This is a genomic window from Spiroplasma turonicum (assembly GCF_001262715.1).
In the GTDB taxonomy this organism is placed as follows: Bacteria; Bacillota_I; Bacilli_A; order Mycoplasmatales; family Mycoplasmataceae; genus Spiroplasma_A; species Spiroplasma_A turonicum.
Genome location: NZ_CP012328.1, coordinates 740,519 through 766,466, shown reverse-complemented (window position 1 = coordinate 766,466; position 25,948 = coordinate 740,519). Strand labels below are relative to the sequence as shown.

Annotated in this window: 28 protein-coding genes and 1 CRISPR repeat array (1 of these 29 only partly in view); of the genes, 25 read left to right on the top strand and 3 right to left on the bottom strand. The window is 21.9% G+C overall.

All coding sequences use genetic code 4. The features are described from left to right. Position 1 precedes the first annotated feature (1 nt). The 10 genes from STURON_RS03380 to STURON_RS03335 all read left to right on the top strand — a co-directional run bounded on the left by STURON_RS03380 (position 2) and on the right by STURON_RS03335 (position 11,919). Positions 2 to 1,618, top strand: a complete 1,617-nt coding sequence (locus STURON_RS03380) for an alpha,alpha-phosphotrehalase (RefSeq protein WP_075048476.1) — start codon at positions 2 to 4, stop codon at positions 1,616 to 1,618. A gap of 1 nt (position 1,619) precedes the next feature. Then, complete coding sequence (locus STURON_RS03375) at positions 1,620 to 1,973, top strand: hypothetical protein (protein WP_075048475.1); 354 nt, start codon at positions 1,620 to 1,622, stop codon at positions 1,971 to 1,973. Positions 1,974 to 2,411: 438 nt separating this feature from the next. Further along, positions 2,412 to 3,398, top strand: coding sequence for a hypothetical protein (locus STURON_RS03370; protein WP_075048474.1), 987 nt, complete (start codon positions 2,412 to 2,414; stop codon positions 3,396 to 3,398). 160 nt (positions 3,399 to 3,558) lie between these two features. Beyond that, positions 3,559 to 4,701 carry an AEC family transporter gene (locus tag STURON_RS03365; RefSeq protein ID WP_075048473.1) on the top strand — a complete coding sequence of 381 codons (1,143 nt, stop codon included), beginning with the start codon at positions 3,559 to 3,561 and terminating at the stop codon, positions 4,699 to 4,701. A gap of 12 nt (positions 4,702 to 4,713) precedes the next feature. Beyond that, a complete protein-coding gene (locus STURON_RS03360; RefSeq protein ID WP_075048472.1) occupies positions 4,714 to 5,706 on the top strand; it encodes an NAD(P)-dependent oxidoreductase in 993 nt (330 codons plus the stop codon). Between the two features lie 368 nt (positions 5,707 to 6,074). Continuing rightward, complete coding sequence (locus STURON_RS03355) at positions 6,075 to 6,809, top strand: MurR/RpiR family transcriptional regulator (RefSeq protein ID WP_075048471.1); 735 nt, start codon at positions 6,075 to 6,077, stop codon at positions 6,807 to 6,809. 89 nt (positions 6,810 to 6,898) lie between these two features. Then, a complete protein-coding gene (locus STURON_RS03350; RefSeq protein ID WP_075048470.1) occupies positions 6,899 to 9,340 on the top strand; it encodes a PTS glucose transporter subunit IIABC in 2,442 nt (813 codons plus the stop codon). 1 nt (position 9,341) lies between these two features. Further along, the gene (locus STURON_RS03345; RefSeq protein ID WP_075048469.1) at positions 9,342 to 10,778 is read left to right on the top strand and encodes a glycoside hydrolase family 1 protein; all 1,437 of its coding nucleotides are present in this window, start codon (positions 9,342 to 9,344) and stop codon (positions 10,776 to 10,778) included. 108 nt (positions 10,779 to 10,886) lie between these two features. Beyond that, a complete protein-coding gene (locus STURON_RS03340; protein ID WP_075048468.1) occupies positions 10,887 to 11,267 on the top strand; it encodes a helix-turn-helix domain-containing protein in 381 nt (126 codons plus the stop codon). Between the two features lie 250 nt (positions 11,268 to 11,517). Continuing rightward, positions 11,518 to 11,919, top strand: a complete 402-nt coding sequence (locus STURON_RS03335; RefSeq protein WP_075048467.1) for a DDE-type integrase/transposase/recombinase — start codon at positions 11,518 to 11,520, stop codon at positions 11,917 to 11,919. A 264-nt stretch (positions 11,920 to 12,183) separates the two neighbouring features. Here the strand turns inward: STURON_RS03335 and STURON_RS03330 are convergent, their stop codons facing one another. Beyond that, positions 12,184 to 12,885: a B3/B4 domain-containing protein gene (locus STURON_RS03330; protein ID WP_075048466.1), complete on the bottom strand. Its 702-nt coding sequence runs from the start codon at positions 12,883 to 12,885 to the stop codon at positions 12,184 to 12,186. A gap of 425 nt (positions 12,886 to 13,310) precedes the next feature. On the opposite strand from STURON_RS03330, the gene STURON_RS03325 reads away from it, so the two are divergent. From STURON_RS03325 to STURON_RS03305, 6 genes are all read left to right on the top strand, one after another. Next, positions 13,311 to 13,598 carry a helix-turn-helix domain-containing protein gene (locus STURON_RS03325; RefSeq protein WP_075048465.1) on the top strand — a complete coding sequence of 96 codons (288 nt, stop codon included), beginning with the start codon at positions 13,311 to 13,313 and terminating at the stop codon, positions 13,596 to 13,598. A gap of 32 nt (positions 13,599 to 13,630) precedes the next feature. Beyond that, complete coding sequence (locus tag STURON_RS03320; protein WP_075048464.1) at positions 13,631 to 13,960, top strand: hypothetical protein; 330 nt, start codon at positions 13,631 to 13,633, stop codon at positions 13,958 to 13,960. Beyond that, complete coding sequence (locus tag STURON_RS05790; RefSeq protein WP_158500515.1) at positions 13,935 to 14,078, top strand: hypothetical protein; 144 nt, start codon at positions 13,935 to 13,937, stop codon at positions 14,076 to 14,078. Before STURON_RS03320 ends, STURON_RS05790 begins: the two co-directional genes overlap by 26 nt. 167 nt (positions 14,079 to 14,245) lie before the next feature. Continuing rightward, a complete protein-coding gene (locus tag STURON_RS03315) occupies positions 14,246 to 14,497 on the top strand; it encodes a hypothetical protein (RefSeq protein WP_075048463.1) in 252 nt (83 codons plus the stop codon). A 149-nt stretch (positions 14,498 to 14,646) separates the two neighbouring features. Continuing rightward, complete coding sequence (locus STURON_RS03310; protein WP_075048462.1) at positions 14,647 to 14,916, top strand: hypothetical protein; 270 nt, start codon at positions 14,647 to 14,649, stop codon at positions 14,914 to 14,916. A 47-nt stretch (positions 14,917 to 14,963) separates the two neighbouring features. Further along, entirely contained in the window at positions 14,964 to 15,419 is a 456-nt protein-coding gene (locus STURON_RS03305; protein ID WP_075048461.1) for a hypothetical protein, read from the top strand. A 303-nt stretch (positions 15,420 to 15,722) separates the two neighbouring features. On the opposite strand, the gene STURON_RS03295 is transcribed toward STURON_RS03305, so the two are convergent. Together STURON_RS03295 and STURON_RS03290 are read right to left on the bottom strand one after the other, a co-directional pair. Beyond that, entirely contained in the window at positions 15,723 to 15,938 is a 216-nt protein-coding gene (locus STURON_RS03295; RefSeq protein WP_075048459.1) for a hypothetical protein, read from the bottom strand. A gap of 230 nt (positions 15,939 to 16,168) precedes the next feature. Next, positions 16,169 to 16,405 carry a hypothetical protein gene (locus tag STURON_RS03290; RefSeq protein WP_075048458.1) on the bottom strand — a complete coding sequence of 79 codons (237 nt, stop codon included), beginning with the start codon at positions 16,403 to 16,405 and terminating at the stop codon, positions 16,169 to 16,171. 642 nt (positions 16,406 to 17,047) lie between these two features. Between STURON_RS03290 and STURON_RS03285 the strand changes: the two genes are divergently transcribed. From STURON_RS03285 to STURON_RS03255, 9 genes are all read left to right on the top strand, one after another. Further along, positions 17,048 to 17,788, top strand: a complete 741-nt coding sequence (locus STURON_RS03285; RefSeq protein WP_075048457.1) for a hypothetical protein — start codon at positions 17,048 to 17,050, stop codon at positions 17,786 to 17,788. A 722-nt stretch (positions 17,789 to 18,510) separates the two neighbouring features. After that, positions 18,511 to 18,657 carry a hypothetical protein gene (locus tag STURON_RS05785; RefSeq protein WP_156412827.1) on the top strand — a complete coding sequence of 49 codons (147 nt, stop codon included), beginning with the start codon at positions 18,511 to 18,513 and terminating at the stop codon, positions 18,655 to 18,657. A 244-nt stretch (positions 18,658 to 18,901) separates the two neighbouring features. Then, on the top strand, positions 18,902 to 19,255 hold the full coding sequence (locus STURON_RS03280) for a hypothetical protein (RefSeq protein WP_075048456.1): 354 nt from the start codon (positions 18,902 to 18,904) through the stop codon (positions 19,253 to 19,255). A 35-nt stretch (positions 19,256 to 19,290) separates the two neighbouring features. Beyond that, positions 19,291 to 19,425 (top strand): hypothetical protein, encoded by a 135-nt coding sequence (locus tag STURON_RS05950; RefSeq protein ID WP_269078822.1) that lies wholly within the window; start codon positions 19,291 to 19,293, stop codon positions 19,423 to 19,425. An 89-nt stretch (positions 19,426 to 19,514) separates the two neighbouring features. Beyond that, positions 19,515 to 19,766, top strand: coding sequence for a hypothetical protein (locus STURON_RS03275; RefSeq protein ID WP_075048455.1), 252 nt, complete (start codon positions 19,515 to 19,517; stop codon positions 19,764 to 19,766). 96 nt (positions 19,767 to 19,862) lie between these two features. Continuing rightward, positions 19,863 to 23,075 (top strand): type II CRISPR RNA-guided endonuclease Cas9, encoded by a 3,213-nt coding sequence (cas9, locus tag STURON_RS03270; RefSeq protein WP_075048454.1) that lies wholly within the window; start codon positions 19,863 to 19,865, stop codon positions 23,073 to 23,075. Positions 23,076 to 23,198: 123 nt separating this feature from the next. After that, the gene (gene cas1 / locus STURON_RS03265; RefSeq protein ID WP_075048453.1) at positions 23,199 to 24,104 is read left to right on the top strand and encodes a type II CRISPR-associated endonuclease Cas1; all 906 of its coding nucleotides are present in this window, start codon (positions 23,199 to 23,201) and stop codon (positions 24,102 to 24,104) included. Between the two features lie 13 nt (positions 24,105 to 24,117). Next, complete coding sequence (cas2, locus tag STURON_RS03260; protein WP_201775730.1) at positions 24,118 to 24,417, top strand: CRISPR-associated endonuclease Cas2; 300 nt, start codon at positions 24,118 to 24,120, stop codon at positions 24,415 to 24,417. Then, positions 24,417 to 25,346: a hypothetical protein gene (locus STURON_RS03255; protein ID WP_075048451.1), complete on the top strand. Its 930-nt coding sequence runs from the start codon at positions 24,417 to 24,419 to the stop codon at positions 25,344 to 25,346. Before cas2 ends, STURON_RS03255 begins: the two co-directional genes overlap by 1 nt. Positions 25,347 to 25,373: 27 nt before the next feature. Continuing rightward, a CRISPR array of direct repeats spans positions 25,374 to 25,948; the repeat unit is 36 nt; unit sequence GTTATGGTACCCTGTAAAATTATGTAGTAGTAGAAC (it continues 2,366 nt past the right edge of the window).

Sequence of the window (25,948 nt, the reverse complement as noted above, 5' to 3'; positions counted from 1 at the left end):
AATGAAAAATGAATTTATTTATCAAATATTTCCTCAAACATTTTGTGAAAAAGATAATAAAAATGGGATAGGTAATATTAAAGGAATTATTTCTAAATTGAATTATATTAAATCATTAGGAATAACAAGTATTTGGATATCACCTTTAACTAAATCACCTTTCAAAGATAGTGGATATGATGTAGAAGATTATTATGAAATAAATCCTGTTTTTGGAGATATGAAAGATTTTGATTTATTAATAAAAAAGGCTAATGATTTAAATCTAAAAATAATTATTGATATTGTTGTAAATCATACTTCAAATAAACATATATGATTTAAAAAAGCATTAGAAGGTGATAAAAAATATATAAATTATTATCATTTTAAAGATCCTGTTAATGATGGTCCACCAACAAATTGAAAAAGTAAAATGGGTGGTTCATCTTGAGAATTTGTTCCAAAATTAAACAAGTATTATTTACATTTATTTTCAAAAGAACAACCAGATCTAAATTGAGAAAACGAAGAAGTAAGATTAGAAATTTTAAAAATACTTAATTTTTGGAAAAGTAAAGGAGTAAAAGGTTTTAGATTTGATGTATGTAATTTATATGATAAACCTCATATATTTGAAGATGACTTAGAGGGTGATGGTCGAAGATTTTATACCGACGGAGCTCGCTTAGAAAATTATTTGAAATTTATGAATAAAAACTCTTTTAATAATGAAACTAACTTTTTTACAGTAGGAGAAATATCATCAACTACAAAAGAGAAGTCAGTGAATTATGCTAAAGTAAATAATAATGAACTTGATTGTGTATTTACATTTTTGCACTTAAAAGTCGATTACATAAATAATAATAAGTGAACTTATACGAAACCCAATTTAACCTCTTATTGAAATACATTGAAAGAATGACAATTATATTTCCAAAATAATGATTCCACATTAGCTCTCTTTATGAATAATCATGACCAGCCAAGATCAATTTCAAGATTTGGAGATGATAAAAATTATTGATACCAAAGTGCAACCTCTATTTTTGGGTTTACATCATTATTAAAAGGTGTTCCTTTTATATACCAAGGTGAAGAGATAGGTATGACTAATATGAGTTTTAATAGCATAAGTGATTTTAAAGATATTGAAACATTAGGTAATTCAAAAGAATTATTATTAGACCATAATGAAGAAACTGTATTAAAAATATTAAGTTCTAAATCTCGTGATAATGCTCGTAGTGTAATGCAATGAGATAATTCGTTAAATGCAGGTTTTTCAAATGCTGAAAAAATTGATTTATTAATAAATAAAAATTATAAAATAATAAATGTAAATAACCAAATTAATGATGAAAGTTCAGTATTTAATTTCTATAAAAAACTTATAACATTGAGAGTTTCTGATGAAATATTTACAAAGGGTAAAGTAGAGTTTGATGATAATTTAGACTATTGTTATAAAAGAATAATTGACAACAGAGAAATTTTAGTTATTACTAATTGAACATCAAAAAACAAACCTTTGACTTTAAACATTAACAACTACAAAATAATTATTAATAATTATCAAAATATAAATTTCAAACATTTATTACCTTATCAATTGTTAGTTTTAGAAAGATTTTAAAATGAAATTAAATGAAAGAGAAAACTCTAAGTTTGTAATAAACTCTAGCTGTGCAGTTTTTATTGTAACTACATTATTGTTTGTGATTAGTTGTATATATATAGGAATTTATAAAAGATTTAGTTTTTGATACATTTTTCCAATTATTATATCTATTCAATTAACACTAACAATAATATATGTTTGATATATAAAAGTTAAAATAGATATATATGGTAATTATAATAATGACAAAAATATAAAATGAATATTAATTTTAGTTTTTTTAGAACTATTTACTTTAAATTTATTTGCATTTGTTTATGGACTCTATACATATATTAAATTATTTGTTAAGAATAATAAATCAATATAGTAATATGTTGTTTAATTTTAAATAAAACTAATTATTCAAAATAAAATTTTAATATTTAATTTTACTGTAGACTTTATTTATTTTTAAAATTTAAAAAGTTTAAACTGAATAAATTTTTAAAAGTTCTCATTATAAATATTTAAAATTCTATTTTTTTTAATATTAAGGTTTATAAATTATTAATAAATACAAAGATATTAATAAAAAAGTTTAATATTATAAAGCTAATCTCCTAATAATCTTTAACGTTAAGTGTGTTATATTAAAAAAATTAGTTTTATATAACATTGTAATATTCATAAAATTCTATTTTAAATTATTATTAATACATCACAAAAATTCATAATATACTTATATTTAAAGTATAAAATATAAGTATAAAATAATTTAAGCATGTCTAATTATATAATTTATATTACTGTAAATTGAGGTAGTTATATGAATATTTATTTAATTATAATAATTTTTATTTCCATATTTATTATAATATTACTAACATTATTAATATTTCAATTTTTAAAAAATAAAAAATTATGAGACAAATATAATAATTTAAAAAATCTATTTAAAGAAATTGATAAAAGCAATAATAATAAATTTATAGATGAAAGTTATAAGTCTGATAGCACTTTTAAAGAATTTTTCTTAAACAAACTTGAATATGATATTGAAATTTATAAATCTACTCAAACAAATTATATTTTAGAAGAGTTAAGAAAAACACTTTGAAAAAATAAAAACTTTAATAAGCTTATAAAATGGTGTTCAACTAAAATTGAGTTAGGAGAAAACAACAACTCCAAATTTATAATGACTTTAAGTGAGTTTCTCTCTAACACTGGTTGAATAATAATAATGTGTTTAATAGCTTGTTGTAAATTAAAAAATGTTAGCTCAGCTGAAAAAAAATCTTGATTTGCAAATTATGGACCATTAGTCACTTTATTTTTTCATGAAAGTAATAAAACTTTTTTAAAAAATACCTGATTAATATTTGAGAAAGAAATAAAAAATAGTGCTTTTAAACCAAGACCATATAGACCTGATTTAATATTATTGACTAAAACAAGTAGTCAGTACAATTTATTGTTTCTAGAATTAAAACAATGGTCTTCTTTTGATGAACTTAATATAAAAGATTTTGATAAAAAATATAAACATCTATACGCTCAACTCAAAAATTATATAAATAACTCACCAAATAGTTCAAATAAATTAAATATAAATAAAATTGGATTATCTTATTTGTTTAATTTAAATGAGAAAGTTGTTAATAAATTTAATAAAGAAGACTTAAAACAAAATTACTCATTTGAAAATAAAAAAGAATTATTACAAAGAATATATATGTTTTTAACTAATAGCGACAATATTGTTGAAAATATAAGTATCGAAGAATTAAATAATTTTTTTAAAAATTGATAAATAAAAATTTATTAAATGCTTTATAAAATTTAATACAATGAAGATTATGTAAATATATAAATGTACATAAATAATATGGTAAAATAATTTTAGAATGCAATATATAAATATATATTTGTTAGTTTTTATATTTATATATTCATATAGAAAAGGAAAATTTATGCTTACAAGTGTTACTGATGCATTAGTTAATACATTATCATCATGAAATATCTGATCTGCAATTATTGCAACAATCAGTGTAATTCTTCTTGGTTACTTACTTGCTTATAAAAAAATATTTAAACAAGAATGAGAAAAAGTTATGATTAAAATTGTTATGGTTGTTGGATTGCCCGCACTTGCTTTAAAAGGTTTTTTAACAAATGCAAGTATTGAATCATTAAAAGAGCAACTATCAGTTTTATTAATAGGATTTGCTTTTTATACAATTATGTTGTTTATATCTAAATACTTTTTTTTAAAAAAAGAAAAAGATATTCAAGATACTTTAGCTATGTGTATTGCATTAGCTTCAACAACTTTTTTTGGTATACCAATTGTAACATCTATTTATAATGATGAGTTTACAAACATGACTGCAAATATTTTTAATATCCCGTATAGAATATTTTTATACTCATTAGCTTTTATAATTATGAGTAAAAAAAATATGACCATATCTGTTAAAAAGAAAAAAAGTGATATGACTGAAGTTGAATTGATTGAATCTAAAAAAGTAAAAAAACAAACCTTAAAAAATATTTTCGTTAATCCAATATTAATTGCAACATTCTTAGGTTTTGTAATTTGAGTTACACAACTAATACCAGGTATTAACGCTGTTTCTTATGATGGTAAAGATTACTTCTCTCCATTAAGGGTTGATAAATTATTCCCACCAATGAATAAAATATTAACAACATTACAAGCAATTTGTACACCACTAGCTTGACTTGCAATTGGTATGACAATGAACAAAGGTAATTTAAAATTAGCTATGAAGGATAAATTACTTTGATATGCTTCATTTATAAAAGTAATAATTGCTCCAACAATAATTTTAATTTTAATTATATCTGTTGCAAGTCTTGGTCACTATACAAATAGTTTTTCATTTAATTCAAAAAGTTTAGCTGCTATGGTTATTATGACAGCAGCTCCACCAGCAAATGTAGTTGTTGCATATGCCATTTCTTATAATAAATCACCAGAAATGGCAAGTAATTTAACAACATTATCAACTTTATTATCAATAATTACTTTACCAATATGAGTAGTTATTTCAACTGTTGTTGGTGCTTTACCAATGTTTGTTCAATAAAAGGAGTAGAAAATGAAAGTAATATGTTTTGGAGTAAGAGAAGTTGAAGAGAATATATTTTTAAATGTTAACAAGAATTATAATTATGAATTAACTTTAACAAAAGAACTATTAAATCATGATAATGTCGAGTTAATTAAAGGACATGATGCAGTTTTATTAAGAGCAAACTGCGTAGCAGATAAAAACAATTTAGATACCATTAAGAACTTTAATGTTAAATATTTATTAACAAGAACAGTTGGAACAAATCATATTGATTTAGATTATGCAAAACAATTAGGAATCAAAATGGCTTATGTTCCATTTTATTCTCCAAACTCTGTAAGTGAACTTGCTTTTTCTACAGGTCTAGCTATGTTTAGAAATATATTATACATGTATGATAAAATGCAAAAAAAAGATTTCACCGTGGATTCTCATATGTTTTCTAAAGAAGTCAGAAACTCTACAATTGGAATAGTTGGAGTTGGAAGAATTGGAATAGAATGTGCTAAATCTTGAAAAGGTATGGGTGCAAAAATTTATGGTTATGATTTATATAAACGTGATGATTTAAATGATTTACTTGAATATAAAACAATTGAAGAAATATTTGAATCTTGTGATTTAATTTCAATCCATTGCCCATATATTAAAGGTCAAAATGATTATTTTATAAATAAAGATCTATTTAAAAAAATTAAAAATCAAACAATAATAGTCAATGCAGCAAGAGGGGAATTAATTAATTATAATGATTTATATGATTATTTAATTAATAAAAAAATCAAACAAGTTGCACTTGATACATTAGAAAACGAATCAGAAATATTTTTTAAAAAACATAATGAAAATTTACCAAACGAAATATATCAAAAACTATATGAATTAAAACCAAGAGTATTATTCACACCTCATTTAGGAAGTTACACAGATCAAGCAGTATATGATATGGTAAAAATAAGTTTTGATAATCTAAATAATTTTATTAAATCAAATAAATGTAATAATGAAATAATATAGAAATATATTATTTTTTTTTAAAAAAGTAAATTTAATATATAAATTATATTATTTTAATACTTTTTAGAATCTTACTTAACAAATAATATATTTATATGATAAATTTTTAAAAGTACAATGGATAGCATATAAAAAAAATGTACTAATATATAACTATTCTATTTTAAAAATACTTTATATAATTAAATAGTTATTAGTTAATTATGGTTAGCTATATTTACATTGTAAAAAATCTTAAACTTCCTATAATCATTTTTAATATATTTATATAATTTATACTAATATAATTTTATGTATAATATTTCTAGATATTAACTTAGTGTAAATTAATATAAGTATTATTTAAAGTTAGTAAATAAAGGAAAAAAATGAATCTAAGAGAAAAATTAGTAAATATTTCTATATCAACCCAAAATGAAACAAAAAAAATAATAGTTGATAATTTACTTAATAGTTTTAATAATAATGTTTTTTTAAATATAGAGGACTTTTCTAAAACTTGTTATTTAAGCAAGTCTGCAATTTCTAAATTCTCCTTAAAGTTTGGTTTTAGTGGATATAGAGAGTTAATAAATAGATTGAAGTTTGAAAGAGAAAATTATAGTGAAATTATGAGTCAAAATTTACAAAGTAAATCATTTGCTGAACTAAAAAATTATTTTATAGATTATATAAATTTTTTTGATAGATATGAAAAAGACTTAGACAATGTTAGAAGTTTGTTAAATAATAAAACTATAATTGTTTCTTCAAATCAATTGTTTGAAAAGTCAAAATTATTATATTATTATTTAAGAAATAATAATAATGAGGTTGAACTTTCTGATCAATTATTTCCTAATTATAATGTAGATGTAAATACTAAGGATTGTACATTTTTATTTTTTACAGGCGGAATGGAAGTTGAAGGTATTTTTAATTTATATAATAAAGTTAAATCAAATAATAAAATAGTTTTTTTCACATCATATGCTTTATCATCAAGAATTGATAAATATGATGTAAAAATTATTTTTGATAAGGATAAAAACTCTACAAACATATTTCATAGAAGTACTATAGTAGGGTACTTAGTTTCTCAATTAATAAATAAAATAACCTAATTTCTTTTTTGGAAAGTAATTATTGAGTTGAACATTTTTATAGTAATTTGATCCTTAATTTGTAATCATCATATTAAGGAGGTATATTTATGGAATATATAAAAGTATATTCACCTGTTGATGGGGTTATTGACTCAATAACTAAATGTGATGATAAAGCATTTTCAGATAAATTACTTGGTGATGGTTTTTATGTAATACCCGATAATGGAAACTTTGGAAGCATATTTGATAAAGCTAATATATTAATGATTTTTGAGACAAAACATGCTTTTTTTCTAGAAAGTTTAAACGGTCCAAAAGTTATGTATCATGTAGGGTTAGATACAGTAAAACTTAAAGGTAAGCCATTTAAATACATAAAAAATGTAGGCCAGTTAGTAAATAAAAGTGATTTAATATTAGAAGTAGATTTAGAATTAATTAAGTCCAATAACTTATCATTACAAACACCAATTGTATTTGATTTAAATGAAAATATAAATTATAAGTTTAATTTAACAAAAACCGGTAAAGTAAAAATAGGTGAAGAAATTGGATATTTTGAAAAGCTTAAGAAGCAAAACTTTTCAAATGATAAACTTGTAAGTAAATTTGAAGAAGCTGCTCTATCAATAAATGAATTAGTAGGCAAAGAATTTAACTATTCTAATTATTACAATTGTATGACTAGATTAAGATTCGATATTATAGATAAAAGTTTAGTTAATGAACAAGAATTAAAAAAAATTCCTATAGTTAAAGGAATAAATTGAAGTGGACATGAGTTACAAATTATTATTGGTGGCAACGTTCTAAAGGTTAAAGAAGTTTTTGACAAAAAAATAAAAATAGATAATAAAGTTAAATTTGAAACATTATCAAAAAATAAAAAAGTTAAAGACAAAATTTTGGCATTCTTAAGCGGTGTTGTTACACCAACTCTTCCAATTATACTGGCCGCAGGTATATTAATGGCTATAAAGTCTATATTTATTGAAACAAAATTAATTCAAGATATAAAAAATTATGAGCAAATGAAAACAGCATCAGTATTTTCTGCATTTATGTATATAACTGCTGAACTTGGCATAGGTATGTTGGGTATATTTTTTTGCATTAGTACAGTTAAGTATTTAAAGGGAAATATAGTTGTTGGTGCTATGGTTGGTATAGCAATAGCAAGTCCATATTTATTTTGAGGTATTAGTTATACTCTATTTGATTGAGGCTTTATAAAAATAAAATTAGGAGGTTATTATAATTCTATAATTCCACAAGTTGTTGCTGGTGCCATATATGTTTATGCAGATAAATGGGTAAAATCTTGAATGCCCACTGCGGTAGATATTTGTTTTAGAACAGCATTGTCATTTATCATAACAATGATTTCAGTTATGTTTATATTGGGTCCTATACTTGGAGTTCTTGAAGGTTTAATTGGTAAAGGCGTTATCTTTATTAGTGATGCTCCATTTGGAATTGGCACAATGTTATTTGCAATTTTATGACAACCTTTAGTTCTTACAGGTATGCATGTACCTGTTATAATGGCTGTTATACAAAATTTGCCTAATTCATTATATGCTGCTTCAGCATTTGGTATATTTGGACAACTTGGTGCTGCATTATGTGTAGGTATGACAACAAATAATTATAAAGTTAAAGAAGTTGCCTATTCATCTATGCCTGCTGCAGTTGTCGGTATAACTGAACCTATCATTTATGGAATTACTTTACCACGTTTAGTACCATTTTTAATAGGGTGTCTTGGTGCTGGAATTGCAGGTTTAGTAACTGGATTACTTAAAATCCAAGGTTTAGTACCAGGTGGTATGGGACTTTTAGGCATTACAAGATTTATTCCTGGTGGTGCATATCAAATTAGTTTATTTTTCTTAGGAACAGTTATATCAATTTGTTGTTCATACTTATTAACATTTATATTATTTAAAGAAAAAAGAGATGAAATTTCTTTAATAAAAAGTAACAATAAATTATTGGTAAAGTACTTAGTTAAATTTAATAATTTAAATAAAGAAGATGCAAATAAATTATTAAAAAGTTTATCTGAAAAAATCTTAGTAACAAAAGATAATAAAAAGCTTATTAAAAATTGTAAAATTTATTTTACTAAATTGTCAAGATTAGAAACAAAATTGAATCATAAAAATGATATTGATAATGAAAAGATAATAAAGTTAAATATAGAAATTGACCAATTAAAATCAAAAGCGAAAAATATTAAAGTTGTTAAATTGACCAATTTGTTAACTAATATTCAAAATAAAAATAAAGAAAAATATTATGAAGAAAAAATAAATAATATTAATTTAGACTATAAATTCTCTAAAGAGTCTTTTATTAAATTTCAAGATAAATTTATGAATAATGTAAATGATTTAATTAATGATCTAAAAGATAAACAAAAAAATGAAAAAATAGAACTTATAAAAAATAATTATTTTAATTCTATTCATGAGCTAGACATAATATTTCAATATACTGAAAAAAAAGATAAATTATTAAATCTAAGTAGGAAGCAGGTTTAATATGAAATTTACAAAATATTTTTTGTGGGGTGGTTCCTCATCTGCACCGCAAACAGAAGGTGCATATAATATTGATGGCAAGTCATTAACAGTTGCTGATTTAAAATATTATGAATTAGTTTTAGATAAAAAAAAGACGATTAGTGAAATAAAGAAAATGACAAACTCTAAGCTTAGAAACGCTTTAGAAAATTTTAATGAATTATATTTTCCAAAGAGATTGGGTATTAACTTTTATAATACTTATAAAGAAGATATTAAACTTTTGTCTGAGCTAGGAATAAACTCTTTTAGAATATCTATTTCATGAGCAAGAATTATACCAAATTGTGATGATGGAGTAGTAAATCAAAAAGGATTAGAATTTTATCGCAATGTAATAATGGAATTTAAAAAATATAAAATAGAACCTATTATTACATTATCTCATTTTGATTTGCCTTTTAAAATAGTTGAAAAGTATGGCGGATGAAAAAACAAAAAAGTTATAGATTTATTTATTGAATATGCTAAAGTTGTATTTAAAGAATTTAAAAATGAAATAACTTATTGAATACCTTTTAATGAAATAAACGCAGCATTGTTTTCACCATGAGTTGGTGCAGGTTTAATAATTGATAATGAAGACAATATCTTACAATCTTCATATATATCTCTTCATAACTTATTTATTGCAAATTCTAAAGCAATTAAAATTGCAAAAATTATAAATAGTAACTTTAAAATTGGATGCATGATAGCGTCATTTCCAAGTTATCCAATAAATTCTAAACCTGATAATGTTATATTAAATCAAAAAGATCAACAATTAAAAATGTATTTATATTTAGATGTAATGTGTAAAGGTATTTATCCAAACTATATATTAAAATATTGAAAAGATAATAATATTAGTATTGATATTAAAGATGATGAATTAAAAATAATTTCAAATAACAATGTTGATTTCATATCTTTTAGTTACTATATGACAAGTATTAACTCAGTTGAAAAAACTGAGGAAGTTGAAGCAAATCTTATTACATTAAGCAAAAACCCATTTTTAACTGAAAATGATTGAGGTTGACAAATTGATCCATTAGGTTTGAGATATATATTAAATGATCTATGAGATAGATATAATTTACCATTATTAATAGCAGAAAATGGTGTTGGTTTCAAAGATGACTTAACTAAAGATCATAAAGTAAATGATAATTATAGAATATCTTATTTAAAAGATCATATAGAACAATTATTAGAATCAATTAAAGATGGAGTAAATGTTTTTGGATATTTACTTTGATCTCCAATCGATTCTGTTTCAAGTGTAACAAATGAAATGTCAAAAAGATATGGTTTAATTTATGTGGACTTAGATGATTTAGGAAATGGAACTAATAAAAGATTCTTAAAAGATAGTTATTATTGATTTAAGAATTACATATCACAAAAATAGTAAATTTATTCTTAATTTCATATTTATAATTAATATATATCTATGTAAAGGGTCACCCAAACTACACAAAAATTATGTATATAATTTTTATAGGAGGGTGTCTTTTTTATGGCTAAAACAAAACTATTTACTGCAGATGAAAAAATGAAAATAGTAAATGAATTTTTATCATCTGACATAAGTGCAAAAAAATTAGCAGAAAAATATAATATTAAACAAACATGTACTATTTATCAATGACAGAATAGGTATATAACTAGCGGGATCTCTGGTTTATTTGATCAAAAAAGAGGTAGAAAATTCAATATTGATAAACAAAATAACTTTGAAAACATCAAACAAGAGTTAAATTTTTTAAGAAAAGAGATGCAAAATAAAAATAAGGAAAATAGAGAGTTAATTAATAAGGTCGAAATTATGGAAAAGTTTACAGCATCTCTGGTAAAGGATTTAAAAAAACAAAAAATAAACATTGAATTTATAAAATAATAAGTAAATACTTGCAAAAAATATAAAACTTTCATGACTATTAAATTTATTAAACATTAACTTTAAAACTTATAAAAATTGAGTTAATAATGGTTCAAAAGATTATAAAACAAAAAGAAATACTTCTTATGATCTATTCATAAAGTTAGTATTTAATGATTGCGACTTAAAATATGTTACACACCGTAAATGAGGTCATAAAAAAATATCTTTAAAATTTGGCATTTGTAGGAAAACAGTTTTAAGTTCAATGAAAAGTCAAGGACTTTTTCCTGATAATTGTGAAAAAAGAAGAAAGTGAAAATCTTATGTTAGTGGCAAAAAAGAACCTGTAAATACTGCTCCAAATTTCTTGAAAAATCCAATTACTGGTAAAGTAGAATTTTTTGCTTCAAGACCATTGGAAAAAATATGTTTAGATATATCAGAATTTAAGCTTAATAACTCTAAATTATATATGTTTGCATATATTGATGTTTATTCTAGATTATCTTTAAAAACTTATTTTTCAAGTAATCAAACTACAAAAGAATTAATAAAATCGTTATATATATTAAAAAATAACTACAATATATGTAATTCAATTTTTTATACAGATAGAGGAGCCAAATTTAGAAGTATTAGTATGATGGACTTTTGTAAAGCAAAATAAAATACAACAAAGTATGGATGGTTATGCTTCATAACAAACCACAATAGTAGAAACTTTTTTAATATTATTAAACAAAATTTTAAAGGATATAAATTTTCAAACATAACAGAATTTCTATCTTTAATGGAAAATTGTATCTGAAATTATTCAAACAATAGAATAATAAATAATTAAAAAATTACTCCCATAGAAATGTACAAGAGTAATTTGTTAAAATAATTGTAGTTTGGGGTGACCCTTTAAAAGATTATATTTTTTTAAAGATTAAGTAATAGTTGCAATAACATTGTTTTTATTAACACAATAAATTTCACCTTCTACACTCAAATAAATTTTTATTAGCTTATTTAATTGATTGATTGCTTTTTTTGCATTTTCAATATCAGTTGTTTCTTCTAGAAAAAATATAGCATTAATTGTTTCTTCAGATAGCATTGTTCTTGTTGCTTCTCTTCAATTTAATGATCTACAAATTGCACCTTCTTTATCCTTATAAATGACTTCATCTACTAATGGTGGTTCATTTTTTTCACACCCTAAAGTTATAAAGTATTCTCCTCCATGTGCTTTTGTTAAATATATATCACCTTTAATCTTATCTAAATCTTCTCCACCTAATGGAACACCATATAATAGTGAAACAGAGTTGTATAAGTCTACTAGTGGATTTATATTATTTATTTCATTATTATTTTTAACTCTTTTTAGCAATGATTCAATTGATGATCTTGAACCTTTTTTAGTTTTTATGCAAGATAAAATATTTCTTCATTTTTTTATAATTTTATTTTCGCTAAAAACTTCATTAGTTATGTACTTTCTAGCGTTTATTATTGATTCGTTTATAAGTTTCCTATATTTATTTTTTTCATCGTATTTATTTTTTACATTTTTAACTACTAAAATGAAAATACTTAAATTTTCAATAGATTCAAATACACTTTTATCAACTATAAATTTTTTCATAATGCACTCCTTATATTTACTAGAATTATAACAAAACTTAAATGATTAATTTATTATTGTTAAATTAATAATTAAATTTTAAGTTATTCTATAATTTATCTCAATAATATTTCATTTTAAATTATTTAACATTATTTTAAATGCATTGTAACAATTTTAGTAGTTATAATATATTAAAGTGTTAAAGTTATTAAAAACTTAATTGAAATAACAGAATAAACAACCTTAAAGAGACCATATTAGTGATACTTTAAGTACTAATATATTCAAAAGAAAGGTTGTTTTTTATAAAGGGTCACCCCAAACTACACAAAAATTATGTATCTAAATTTTATAGGAGGGTGTCTTTTTTATGGCTAAAACAAAACTATTTACTGCAGATGAAAAAATGAAAATAGTAAATGAATTTTTATCATCCGACATAAGTGCAAAAAAAAATAGCAGAAAAATATAATATTAAACAACCATGTATTATTTATCAATGACAGAATAGGTTTATAACAAGCGGGATCTCTGGTTTATTTGATCAAAAAAGAGGTAGAAAATCCAATATTGATAAACAAAATAACTTTGAAAACATCAAACAAGAGTTAAATTTTTTAAGAAAAGAGATGCAAAATAAAAATAAGGAAAATAGAGAGTTAATTAATAAGGTCGAAATTATGGAAAAGTTAACAGCATCTTTGGTAAAGGATTTAAAATACAAAAAATAAACATTGAATTTTATAAAATAATAAGTAAATACTTGCAAAAAAATGTAAGACTTTCATGACTATTAAATTTATTAAACATTAACTTTAAAACTTATAAAAATTGAGTTAATAATGGTTCAAAAGATTATAAAACAAAAAGAATTAATTCTTATGATCTATTCATAAAGCTAGTATTTAATGATTATGACTTCAAATATGGTACACACCGTAAATGAGGTCATAAAAAAACAGCTTTAAAATTCGGTAATGGTAGAAAAACAGTTTTAAGTTCAATGAAAAGTCAAGGACTTTTTCCCGATAATTGTGAAAAAAGAAGAAAGTGAAAATATTATGTTAGTGGCAAAAAAAGAACATGTAAATAATACTCCAAATTTATTGAAAAATCCAATTACTGGTAAAGTAGAATTTTTTTCTTCAAGACCATTGGAAAAAATATGTTTAGATATATCAGAATTTAAGCTTAAAAATTCTAAATTATAAATGTTTGTATATATTAATGTTTATTCTAGATTACCTTAAAAACTTATTTTTCAAGTAATAAAACTTCAAAAGAATTAATAAAATCGTTATATATATTAAAAAATAACTACAATATAAGTAATTCAATTATCCGTACAGATAGAGGTACCCAATTTAGAAGTATTAATATGATGGGCTTTTGTAAAGCAAATAAAATACAACAAAGTATGACAGATGCTTATGCTTCATGACAAAAAGCAATGGTAGAAACTTTTTTTAATAATATTAAACAAAATTATTTTAAAGGATACAAATTTTTAAACAAAACAGAATTTCTATCTTGAATGAAAAATTGTATCTGAAATTATTCAAACAATAGAATAATAAATAAATTAAAAATTACTCCTATAGAAATGTACAAGAGTAATTTGTTAAAATAATTGTAGTTTGGGATGACCCTTTAAATAAAAGAAATATAAATTTCATTATTAAACCACGATTAATATTATTAGGGAGTTTTAATTTATTTATATAGTTATCTATAGGTTTTTGATAATCTGGTATAATTTTAAAAAAGGAAATTATTTATATGTTATTTAAATACGATAAATTTATAAAAATGTATTATTTGTTGAAAAATGTTAAATCTAGGTGTGTTGAGTTAAAACTAGAAATTATTAATAAATTAATAGATTTTATAAAAGATGATAGTTACAATAATTTTATTAAAAAAGAGTTATTTAAATATAAATATAAATATCATGTTATAGAAACAATAATTAATTGTAGATACAACCTAGAATGTGTAATTAATTTTTGTTTAAGTGACATAGTAAATGAAAATAATAAAAAAAAATAAAGTTTTTATATTATTTTAATGAATTTAAATGATGTGATGATATAACATTGATTATTTATGATATTAGAACGACAACTCAAGTTTTAGAAAAGGAATTTAAAAATATTGAACATCATAACGAAAATACTTTAAATTCTCAAAAATTATTTGATGATAATTTAATAGCGGATCAACAAAAGTTTGTTAATAACATAGCCGATTATTTAATACATTATCTAAATATATACAAAGATAAAGAAGAGAAAATTAAAAATAACCCTTTGTGAAAGAATTGAATTATAGATTGTGAATTAGTATTTATATATTTTAATATTTTAAATAAAATAATTAGTTTTATTGAACTGATTATTGATTTTATATCTAATAAAGCTTCGGAAACTGAAATAACCACAGAATGTTTAAATTATTATGATCCTGAAGAAATTATATTAAAAGAAAATCTAAAAAAGTTTGACTTATGTTATAAAAATTTATTAGATATAATGGAAAATTTATGTCAATAATAAGCGATCATGTCCCAAAATGCAAGATTTAATAAATAGATCTTGTATTTTTCTTTTCTTTTTAAAAAAAAATCAGTTATTATACCTTCAAGGATTTTCTTTTGGTAGAGTATATTTATTTTCATGTAATCTGTAATCTTCAACTTCAAAAAAAGTTATATACATCATTTCCATAAGTTGCATAAAGCTTACCATCACTAGTTTGCATCACCATTACTTTTAATTTTGGTTTTAAATAGATTGGTTCAAAACCAATGCAAACAAATCATTTTTTGTTTTGAAAATTGATACTATGACAATTATCTATGATTCTTTCAGTTTGTAAGAAAATACAATGTTTTCATCTTTTTCAAAGACCTTTGTTACATTAACTAAACTAGTCATTGGTATTGAGAACATCTCATTATAATCGTCAATTAACTTAGGCAAAAATTCATTTAATTGCTCAATTGTTTTTAAGCCCATTGTTCTTATAATTTGTGGTCATCTATTTTGTAAAGTTTTGAATTTTCTTTCCACTAATGTTTTTTCTTGAGGGATAGAAGTAGTTTTTGTTCTAATGCCTAGTGAGTGAAAAAAAGACTGTAATTGAGTTTTTGAAACACTGTTTCCTTATAAACTCTGTTGTTTTTACTGCTAAAAACATTTCTATTATCACTGACATTTAATTCAGGCAAACCATACTTTTTAAATGCTAATTTATAAATATTGTAATAACTCTAAATAGTTTATATTTCATTAAAATAACCTTATAGAATTCTTTTGCTAGCTTTATCTATTACAATGTGTAAATGACACCTCAAACCTTTAATTCATTGATGGTTTGAAGCATCAGTTTCAAAAATTTTACCAAACTTTGTTATTTGCCTTTGACTTGGATGGGAATTGCTTGTTATAATTGATTTTGAAAGAATATCTTCTAAGAAATTTAATTGTTGTGGTTCTATTAAACTTCTACGGATGTCTTTTTTTGTTTTTCTATGCAATGTTTAATCATAATTTTTTGATTCACCAATATTTTTCTTATTGAAGAATAACTAATTTTGTCTTTTTAAACTATTTCTCAATAATGTTTGATACTGTAGTCATAATAAAACTTTTTAAATAGTTCTATAATTTCATCTTTAAAGTCTCGCTTAATTTTATTAGCTGGTATTTTGTAAGAATTTTTATGAATAAAAGCTTTTGCTCCTATGTTTTTATATTCATTTAACTTTCTTCTAGTGTGTCTAATGCTAAACCCTAAAAAAAAGCTGTATTTTTTATTGTGTCTTTGTTTAGAGATATTTCTCTAATTAGTCTTAATTGTTCTTGTTTCATAGTGTTTAAAATGTTCCTTCTCATAATTCCTCCATTCATTTATTATAAATGGGGACATTTTCGCTTATTATTCATAAAAAAATAAATTTATTTATTTATAATTTATTTAAAGGATATCTGTTATATTATGAATTTAGATAAAAATTGTTTAAGCAGTTTAAATAATTTATGGGTATATTATTTTTAATTAGGTCTATTCCTAATTAAAATAATACTAAGAATTCCCCTTAAAATTTCTCACGACCATTAAATATAATATTTTTTATTATTTAAAATAAAGGTATATAATATATAAAAGGAAAATATATATGGAAAATATTTATATAGTTATTAATAATGATGATTTTTTAGTTATGGAAAACTATATTATTAAATTAGATCTTAAAAAAGAATACGATTTAATAAATAAAAAAGAGTTTGATTTAATACCAAATAACAGAATTTTATTCTCTATAAAAATTAAAAAAAATTTCTTTATAAAAAACAACAAAGAAGAAACGTTAAGTAAGTATAAAGTTCTTAAAATTAAAAAAGGTTACTATGAATCTTTTTTAAAAACAATGTATAATTCTTTTGAAGATTCGATTATAAATTTTAATGATTTTCTAATATTTATTAATAATTTTATTAATAATTTTATTAAAATATTAAACAACAAAGAATCATATTTGTTATCGGATGAATTTATGGAGTATATATTAATTTCATATGAAATTTTTCATAGAAAAAAAGATAAAGAGAATAAATTTATTTTAGAATTAATAGAAAAAAAATTTAAAGAAGAAAGCGTCTTTTCTATAAATGATATTGAAATTATTTTTTCACATATGATGAGTTTTTTAGAAAAAGAAAAAGCAATATCTAAAAGTATTATTAACAAGAAAAACAAAATCTTGTTAAGAAAAAAGGATTGAGTAATAATTGGTACGTATTTAAATACCAATATGTACATTAATGATAAATTAAAATATTGTACTAAAGAATCTAATGATTCTATTAAATGATCTAAACAAATTATATATAAATATAATTTTAATTTAGATAGTTAATTAATATACTGCTTTGAAAATAATAATAAGAATTATATATCACTATTTGTAAAAGAAAAAGGAAGATAAGTAGACCAGTATAAAGATACTGGTTTTTTGTTAGAAAGGAAATAAGCCAAATTTTATGATAAAAATTAAAATAATGTAAAGGTATAAATCTAAATAAAAAAATAAATTACTTAAAGGTTTGATATCTGGTCTAAGTAATTCATTTAAGTAAAAAAATATACTATAATGAATTATGGGGTAAACTTGATGTAAAAGATAAAAATAGGGGTTAACCCTATTTTTTTATGTTATTGTTTAATTAGGCAAATAGAGTAATGGCGATACTAGTACTCTATTTTTTTCTTTAAATTTAAATACAAGATTTTGTTATTTTTTATTTGTGATTTTCTAAGTAAGAAAAGTGAAAATATGAATTATATGGAAAATAAATAAGTATTAAAGATGGTTTTAAAATAAAGAATTATTTAAAAATAGGTGAAAAACAATCAATTTAGGTAATAAATAAGATAGATATTATTTTTTGGATTTTTAAAAAATAGTACTTTATCAAAAGAAGTGGTAAAAGAGTATTTTAAATTAATATATGAAACTATTACTGAATTGGATGATATTAATTATGCAATTAAATAATTTAAATATACTTTTATAATTTAAAGGGTCACCCAAACTACACAAAAATTATGTATATAATTTTATAGGAGGGTGTCTTTTTTATGCCTAAAACAAAACTATTTACTGCAGATGAAAAAATGAAAATAGTAAATGAATTTTTATCATCTGACATAAGTGCAAAAAAAAAGCAGAAAAATATAATATTAAACAACCATGTACTATTTATCAATGACAGAATAGGTATATAACTAGTGGGATCTCTGGTTTATTTGATCAAAAAAGAGGTAGAAAGTCCAATATTGATAAACAAAAAAACTTTGAAAACATCAAACAAGAGTTAAATTTTTTAAGAAAAGAGATGCAAAATAAAAATAAGGAAAATAGAGAGTTAATTAATAAGGTCGAAATTATGGAAAAGTTTACAGCATCTCTGGTAAAGGATTTAAAAAACAAAAAATAAACATTGAATTTTATAAAATAATAAGTAAATACTTGCAAAAAAATATAAAACTTTCATGACTATTAAATTTATTAAACATTAACTTTAAATCTTATAAAAGTTGAGTTAATAATGGTTCAAAAGATTATAAAACAAAAAGAAATGCTTCTTATGATCTATTCATAAAGTTAGTATTTAATGATTGTGACTTAAAATATGGTACACACCGTAAATGAGGTCATAAAAAAATAGCTTTAAAATTCGGCATTGGTAGAAAAACAGTTTTAAGTTCAATGAAAAGTCAAGGACTTTTTCCTGATAATTGTGAAAAAAGTAGAAAGTGAAAATCTTATGTTAGTGGCAAAAAAGAACCTGTAAATACTGCTCCAAATTTATTGAAAAATTAATTACTGGTAAAGTAGAATTTTTTGCTTCAAGACCATTGGAAAAAATATGTTTAGATATATCAGAATTTAAGTTTAATAATTCTAAATTATATATGTTTGCATATATTGATGTTTATTCTAGATTACTTTTAAAACTTACTTTTCAAGTAATCAAACTACAAAAGAAATAATAAAATCGCTATATATATTAAAAAATAACTACAATATATGTAATTCAATTATCCATAAAGATAGAGGTGCACAATTTAGAAGTATTAGTATGATGGACTTTTGTAAAGCAAATAAAATACAACAAAGTATGACGGATGGTTATGCTTCATGACAAAACGCAATAGTAGAAACTTTTTTTAATATTATTAAACAAAATTATTTTAAAGGATACAAATTTTTAAACAAAACAGAATTTCTATCTTGAATGGAAAATTGTATCTGAAATTATTCAAACAATAGAATAATAAATAAATTAAAAATTACTCCTATAGAAATGTACAAGAGTAATTTGTTAAAATAATTGTAGTTTGGGGTGACCCTTTATAATACATAAAGTGTATATTTTTTTAAAAAATAATCTTATAATAATAAAGAATTAATAAGGAGATATAAAAAAATGAAGAAAGTAAATATAGGATTAGATATAGGAATTGCATCAGTTGGTTGGTCAATATTTGATATAAATAACAAAAAGATATTAAAATCTGGGTCAAGATTATTCAATGAAGCCAATGCAGGAACAAATAAATCATCAACTACAGCTGATAGAAGAATGCAAAGAGGAAGAAGAAGGAATTTAAGAAGAAAAATATTAAGAAAAAGAGATTTACTAGTATTATTCAAAAAATATAATTTTATAAAAAATGAAATTGATTTTTATAATCTTGATTTTAATCATAATTTTTTAGAATTAAGAACTAAGGCTTTAAAAGAAAAAATTACTATTGATCAATTAATGGTTATATTATTCAACTATATTAAAAAAAGGGGTAGTTTTAATTTTAAGGACGACTTATTAGAAAGAAAAAACATTAAAATGGATAATTTAAGTCTTGATCAAATAAATGTTCAAGAAAACATATTACCTTTAGAAATACAACAAAAAAATTATTTAGATCATGGTAAATATAGAGGTTTAAAAACAGAGGACTCTTTAATAGCTCATGAATGATATAAAAATGAATTAATTAAAATTTTAGATATTCAAATATCTAATAATTTAATAAGTGAATCTTTTAAAGAAGATTATTTAAACTTATTTGATAGAAAAAGACTATATTTTGAAGGACCTGGTTTTACAACAAGTTCAAGAATTGAAAAAAGTAAATATGGTTGAAAAGATGAAGAAGAATTTTATAGTAGATTATCTGGATATGATACATATGATAGTAGTGAAAAAAGAGCTCCAAAACATTCAATGACTTCATATTTGTTTAACATTTTAAATGACTTAAATAACTTAAAAATTGAGAAGTTTAATGACGGACTTAGTTATGAACAAAAGTACAAAATTATTGATTCAGTTATTAATCATGATGGAAATAAAAATAAAAATATTACTTTAAAACATATTGCTAAATTAATTGATGTTGAAGAATCTAGTATAAAAGGTTATCGAATTGATAAAGATAGCAAACCTAATTTTACTAAATTTGAGTTTATAAATAATTTAAGAACAGTGTTAATTAATTCAAAACTAGATTATTCATTTATAAACTTAAATAATGTTAAATTATTAGATGAAATTGCAAATATATTAACAACATTTCAAACAGCAGATTCAAGAAAAGCTAAATTATTATCAATTAATAGTTTTGATTTAAATGAAGATCAAGCCGAAGCAATCTCACTAATTAGTCTTTCAGGAACACATAGTTTAAGTTATAAAACAATGAATATTGCTATTGAAGAAATGTGATATGAAAATAAAAACCATATGCAAATATTCTCTGAAAAAAACATTAAACCCGATTATAACATTAAAATAAATCGTAGATTTAATTCAATGCCATTATTAAAAAGAAAAATATCAGATATGTATATATCACCAGTTGTTAAAAGATCTTTAATTGAAAGTATAAAAATAATTAAAGAAATAGAAAAAATGGATGAATATGAAATAAAAGATATTGTAATTGAACTAGCTAGAGAATCAAATTCAGAAGACTTAAGAAAACATATAACTGAAATTCAGAAAAAAAATGAAAAAGAAAACAATGAAATTATAAATAAACATAATATTTCAACTGTTAGAAAAGACTTTAAAACAAAACTAAAGTTAGCATTATTTAATGAACAAGATGGTAAGTGTGCTTATTCAAATAAAGAAATTCTTTTAGACAGATTACTTAATGATCCAAATTATTGTGAAATTGATCATATAATTCCATTTTCAGTATCACTTGATGATTCAAGAGCTAATAAAGTGTTAGTATTATGAAGTGAAAATCAACAAAAAGGTAAAAAAACACCATATAAATATTTTAGAGAAATTAATAGAGATTGATTAACATTTAAGACTCTTGCATATAACCATTATATTAAAAACAAAAATTTTGGTAAGTATGGTCATAAAAAATATGAAAATCTTGTATTTGAAGATGATATTGATAATGATGAGGTAAAACAATCATTTATTAACCGTAATTTAAACGATACAAGATATGCAACATTAGAAGTAAAAAATTACCTAACATACTTTAAAAAAGAGTTAAATAAAAGTTATTCAATAAAAACAATAAATGGAAGTTTTACCCATTATATTAGAAACAACTATTTACATTTACCTAAAAAAGATCGTGATGACTTTAAACATCACGCTATTGATGCAACAGTATGTGCTATTGCACCACTAATTGATATCATTGAAGGTAAAACAATTAATAGTTTGTCTAATGAAGAGTTATCTCAAGATCAGATTATAAAAAAAGAAGAATTAAACAATTTAATCAAAGACATTTTAACATTTGATTATAAAATAACTAAAAAAGTAGAAAAAAAATCAAATACAATGTTATTTAATGATACTATTTATACTTGTAAAAACATTAACAATCAATTATATAAAGTAGAGAAAATTGATTTATTAACATTAGATAATGCTAAACTTAAGACTTTAAAATCATTATTTACAACTGATATGCATAAATTATCAATTTATGAATCTGATAAAAAAACTTATGAGTATTTGAAAAAAGTTTTTGATGCATATGTAAATGATGTTGATATAGACAATAAGCCAGTTAAAAACCCTTTTTATCATTTTGTATATGAATTAAAAGAAAAACTTGTAAAACAATCAAATGAGACTAATCCACCAAATATTAGATATTTAAAATATATTGGAAAAAAAGTAGAAAAATATACATCTATTACTCATAAATTCAAAAATGTCAAAAGAAATAAGGAAATAGTAATGACAGGTTCAAATACATTAGGTTGAGATTTATTTTATTCTGAAAAATACAATCTATATAAAATTTTGCCTATTACACATGAAGTAGCTAGATTTAAAACAAATGATTATTCATCAGATGTTGAATATAAAATAAAAGATTATGAAATTATGAAAGAGAAATTAAATATCGACAATACTTATATAAAAAAATATACATTAAATAAAAATAATGAATTAATATTTAATTATGATAACAACTTATTTCATCTTATTGTTATAGGTTATGCGAGAAATACAGAAAGATTAGAATTTAAATATTTAGATAAAAAAACTTCTTCTGAGAAACGTATAACATATGCCGTAAAGAAAATGAAAAATATCAAATTAATAACCACAAATTCTACAAGAACAAAGATAAAAGTTATTGACTAATTAAAATTAATGTAGTATTATTAATTTGTATATGAGTTCTACTACTACATAATTTTACAGGACTATCATATATAAGGCTTTAATGCCGTAACTGAGGAATTTATTCCTCTTTTTTTTATAATTATGTCTTGGAAAACTATAATTATAAAAGATGGAGAAAGGGTTAGTTTATTTTTAAATAATTTTGTTGTTGAAAACAATAATATGAAATATCATATTCCATTAGATGATATAAATGCAATTTTATTTGAAAATTATAAAACAACTATAACTACAAGAATAATAAATAAATTAGCAGAAAAGAAGATTTTAACTATAATATGTGATGTTGATTTTAAACCTATTTCTATTATTCAACCAATAGAAGCAAATCATATGCAATTAAGAATTATTAATAATCAACTTGAATGAAATAAAGAAGATAAACTATATTTATGAACACAAATTGTAAGACAAAAGATTGAAGCTCAAATTGATATATTAAAACTAAATTTAAAGGATATTAATAAAATCCAATTATTATATAACTATATTGAAGAACTTCAATTTAGTGATGTGACTAATAGAGAAGGTCATGCAGCAAAAGTTTATTTTAAAGAATTATATGGTCATGATTTTACAAGAGATAAAGAAAATCATATTAATGCAGCTTTAAATTTTGGATATACAATATTAAGACATGCATTTGCAAGAACAATAGTTTCTAAAGGTTTACATCCATCAATAGCATTATTTCATCATAATATGTATAATGCTTTTGCTTTAGCAGATGATTTAATGGAACCATTTAGACCAATTGTTGATAACTATGTATATAAAAATGTTATGAATATTGATTATTTTTCTAGAGCAACAAAATTAGAACTAGTTAATCTTTTAAATTCAAAAATAACATTTAGAGATACTAAAATCTATTTAACTAATGCCATTGAAAAATATGTTGATTTGATAATAAATTATTTTGATACAAAAGATATCTCAAATTTATTTTATCCAATTATATCATCAGTTGAATATTATGAGTTATAGATACATGAGATTAATGGTCTTTTATGATTTACCTTTTGATACTAAACAAAATGTAAGATCGTATAATACATTTAGAAATAATTTATTCAAAGAAGGCTTTCATATGATGCAATATTCAATATATTCAAAGGTTTGTTACAATAAAGAGTCTGTAGACTTTGTAATTAAAAGAATTAATAAATTTCTTCCAAAATTAGGAAATGTAAGATTTTTAACAATAACAGAAAAACAATATCAAAATATAAAAGTAGTTGTTGGTAAAAAAAGTAATGAAGAATTAATAATTGATGATAGGAGATTGATCGAAATATAATGAAAATTACAAACAAAATAACGAATAAAAATTATACATTTACATTTCTTGATAAAAATATCTTTTTATTAAATGATATTGAGATGATAGAAGATATTAATAACTGTTTAAGTTTAATATTTTCAAATAAATTTTCTACAAGTGATTATGATATAAGTATGAGTAAAAACGACATTCAAATAGATAAAAGTAACTGTAAATTGGTTAGAATACCTTCTTTTCTCGAATTTTCAAAAGATATTTGCGGTGGTAATAAAAGTATTCTAAAAGATTTAATTATATTATGTTTAAAATATAATGCATTTTCTTCTGAGAGTATAACTAATTTATTTAGTTTTATTAATACGATTGATTTATGTGAAATTAAAGTTCTTGAAAACTTATTAAATAATTTGAATAATAAATTTGAACTCAATTTTAATTATTTAATACAAGATCAGATAATTAATTATATCGCAGAACAAACAATATTAGAGATTAGCCATAAAAACGATAATGATAACGTTGTTTTATTAAATCAAAAAAAATTAAGAAGTATATATATTGAAATATTAAAATTGCTTTTAGTTATCGAAGATAAAAATTTATTCTTTATTTTTATAAATCCTTTTTTTGGTTTAGACTACAATAGCATGAAAGATTATTTTGATGAAATATTAAACCTAAAAAACTATATAATAATAACAGATAAATTTTTAACTGAAGATTATATTGATTATTGAAATTTAAAATTATATATTAATAATAATTTCATTGATTTCTCAAATATTTATGATGATTTAAAGTTTTATATGAATTTCTCTAATACAGATAATTTAGATAAATTTAAAGCTGAATTACTAGAAAATATATATAAAATTATAATTAATTTTAACAACAAGTTAATAGATTTAAACTATCCCGTTTTCCAATATATTATAAACTTATAAAAATTAACTAAAAAGACTTGATTTGAGGTTATGGTACCCTGTAAAATTATGTAGTAGTAGAACAGAAATTATAGAAAAAAATTACTTAAAGGAGTTATGGTACCCTGTAAAATTATGTAGTAGTAGAACTTGCAGCAGAAAATAGACCTGAACCTATACGTTATGGTACCCTGTAAAATTATGTAGTAGTAGAACATATTTTAGCCAAACAATGAACCAAGATACGTTATGGTACCCTGTAAAATTATGTAGTAGTAGAACAAACTGGTTGCTCATAACCATAACTATATTGTTATGGTACCCTGTAAAATTATGTAGTAGTAGAACTATTTGCATTAAATTTAACAACCTTAAAACGTTATGGTACCCTGTAAAATTATGTAGTAGTAGAACAACTCAACATTTATTAAAACTCTACAATGAGTTATGGTACCCTGTAAAATTATGTAGTAGTAGAACGTAGACATATTTTCAATAACAGTCGTATTGGTTATGGTACCCTGTAAAATTATGTAGTAGTAGAACCTATTAAAGAATTTAACTCATCCTCTGCGTGTTATGGTACCCTGTAAAATTATGTAGTAGTAGAACAAACACTATCA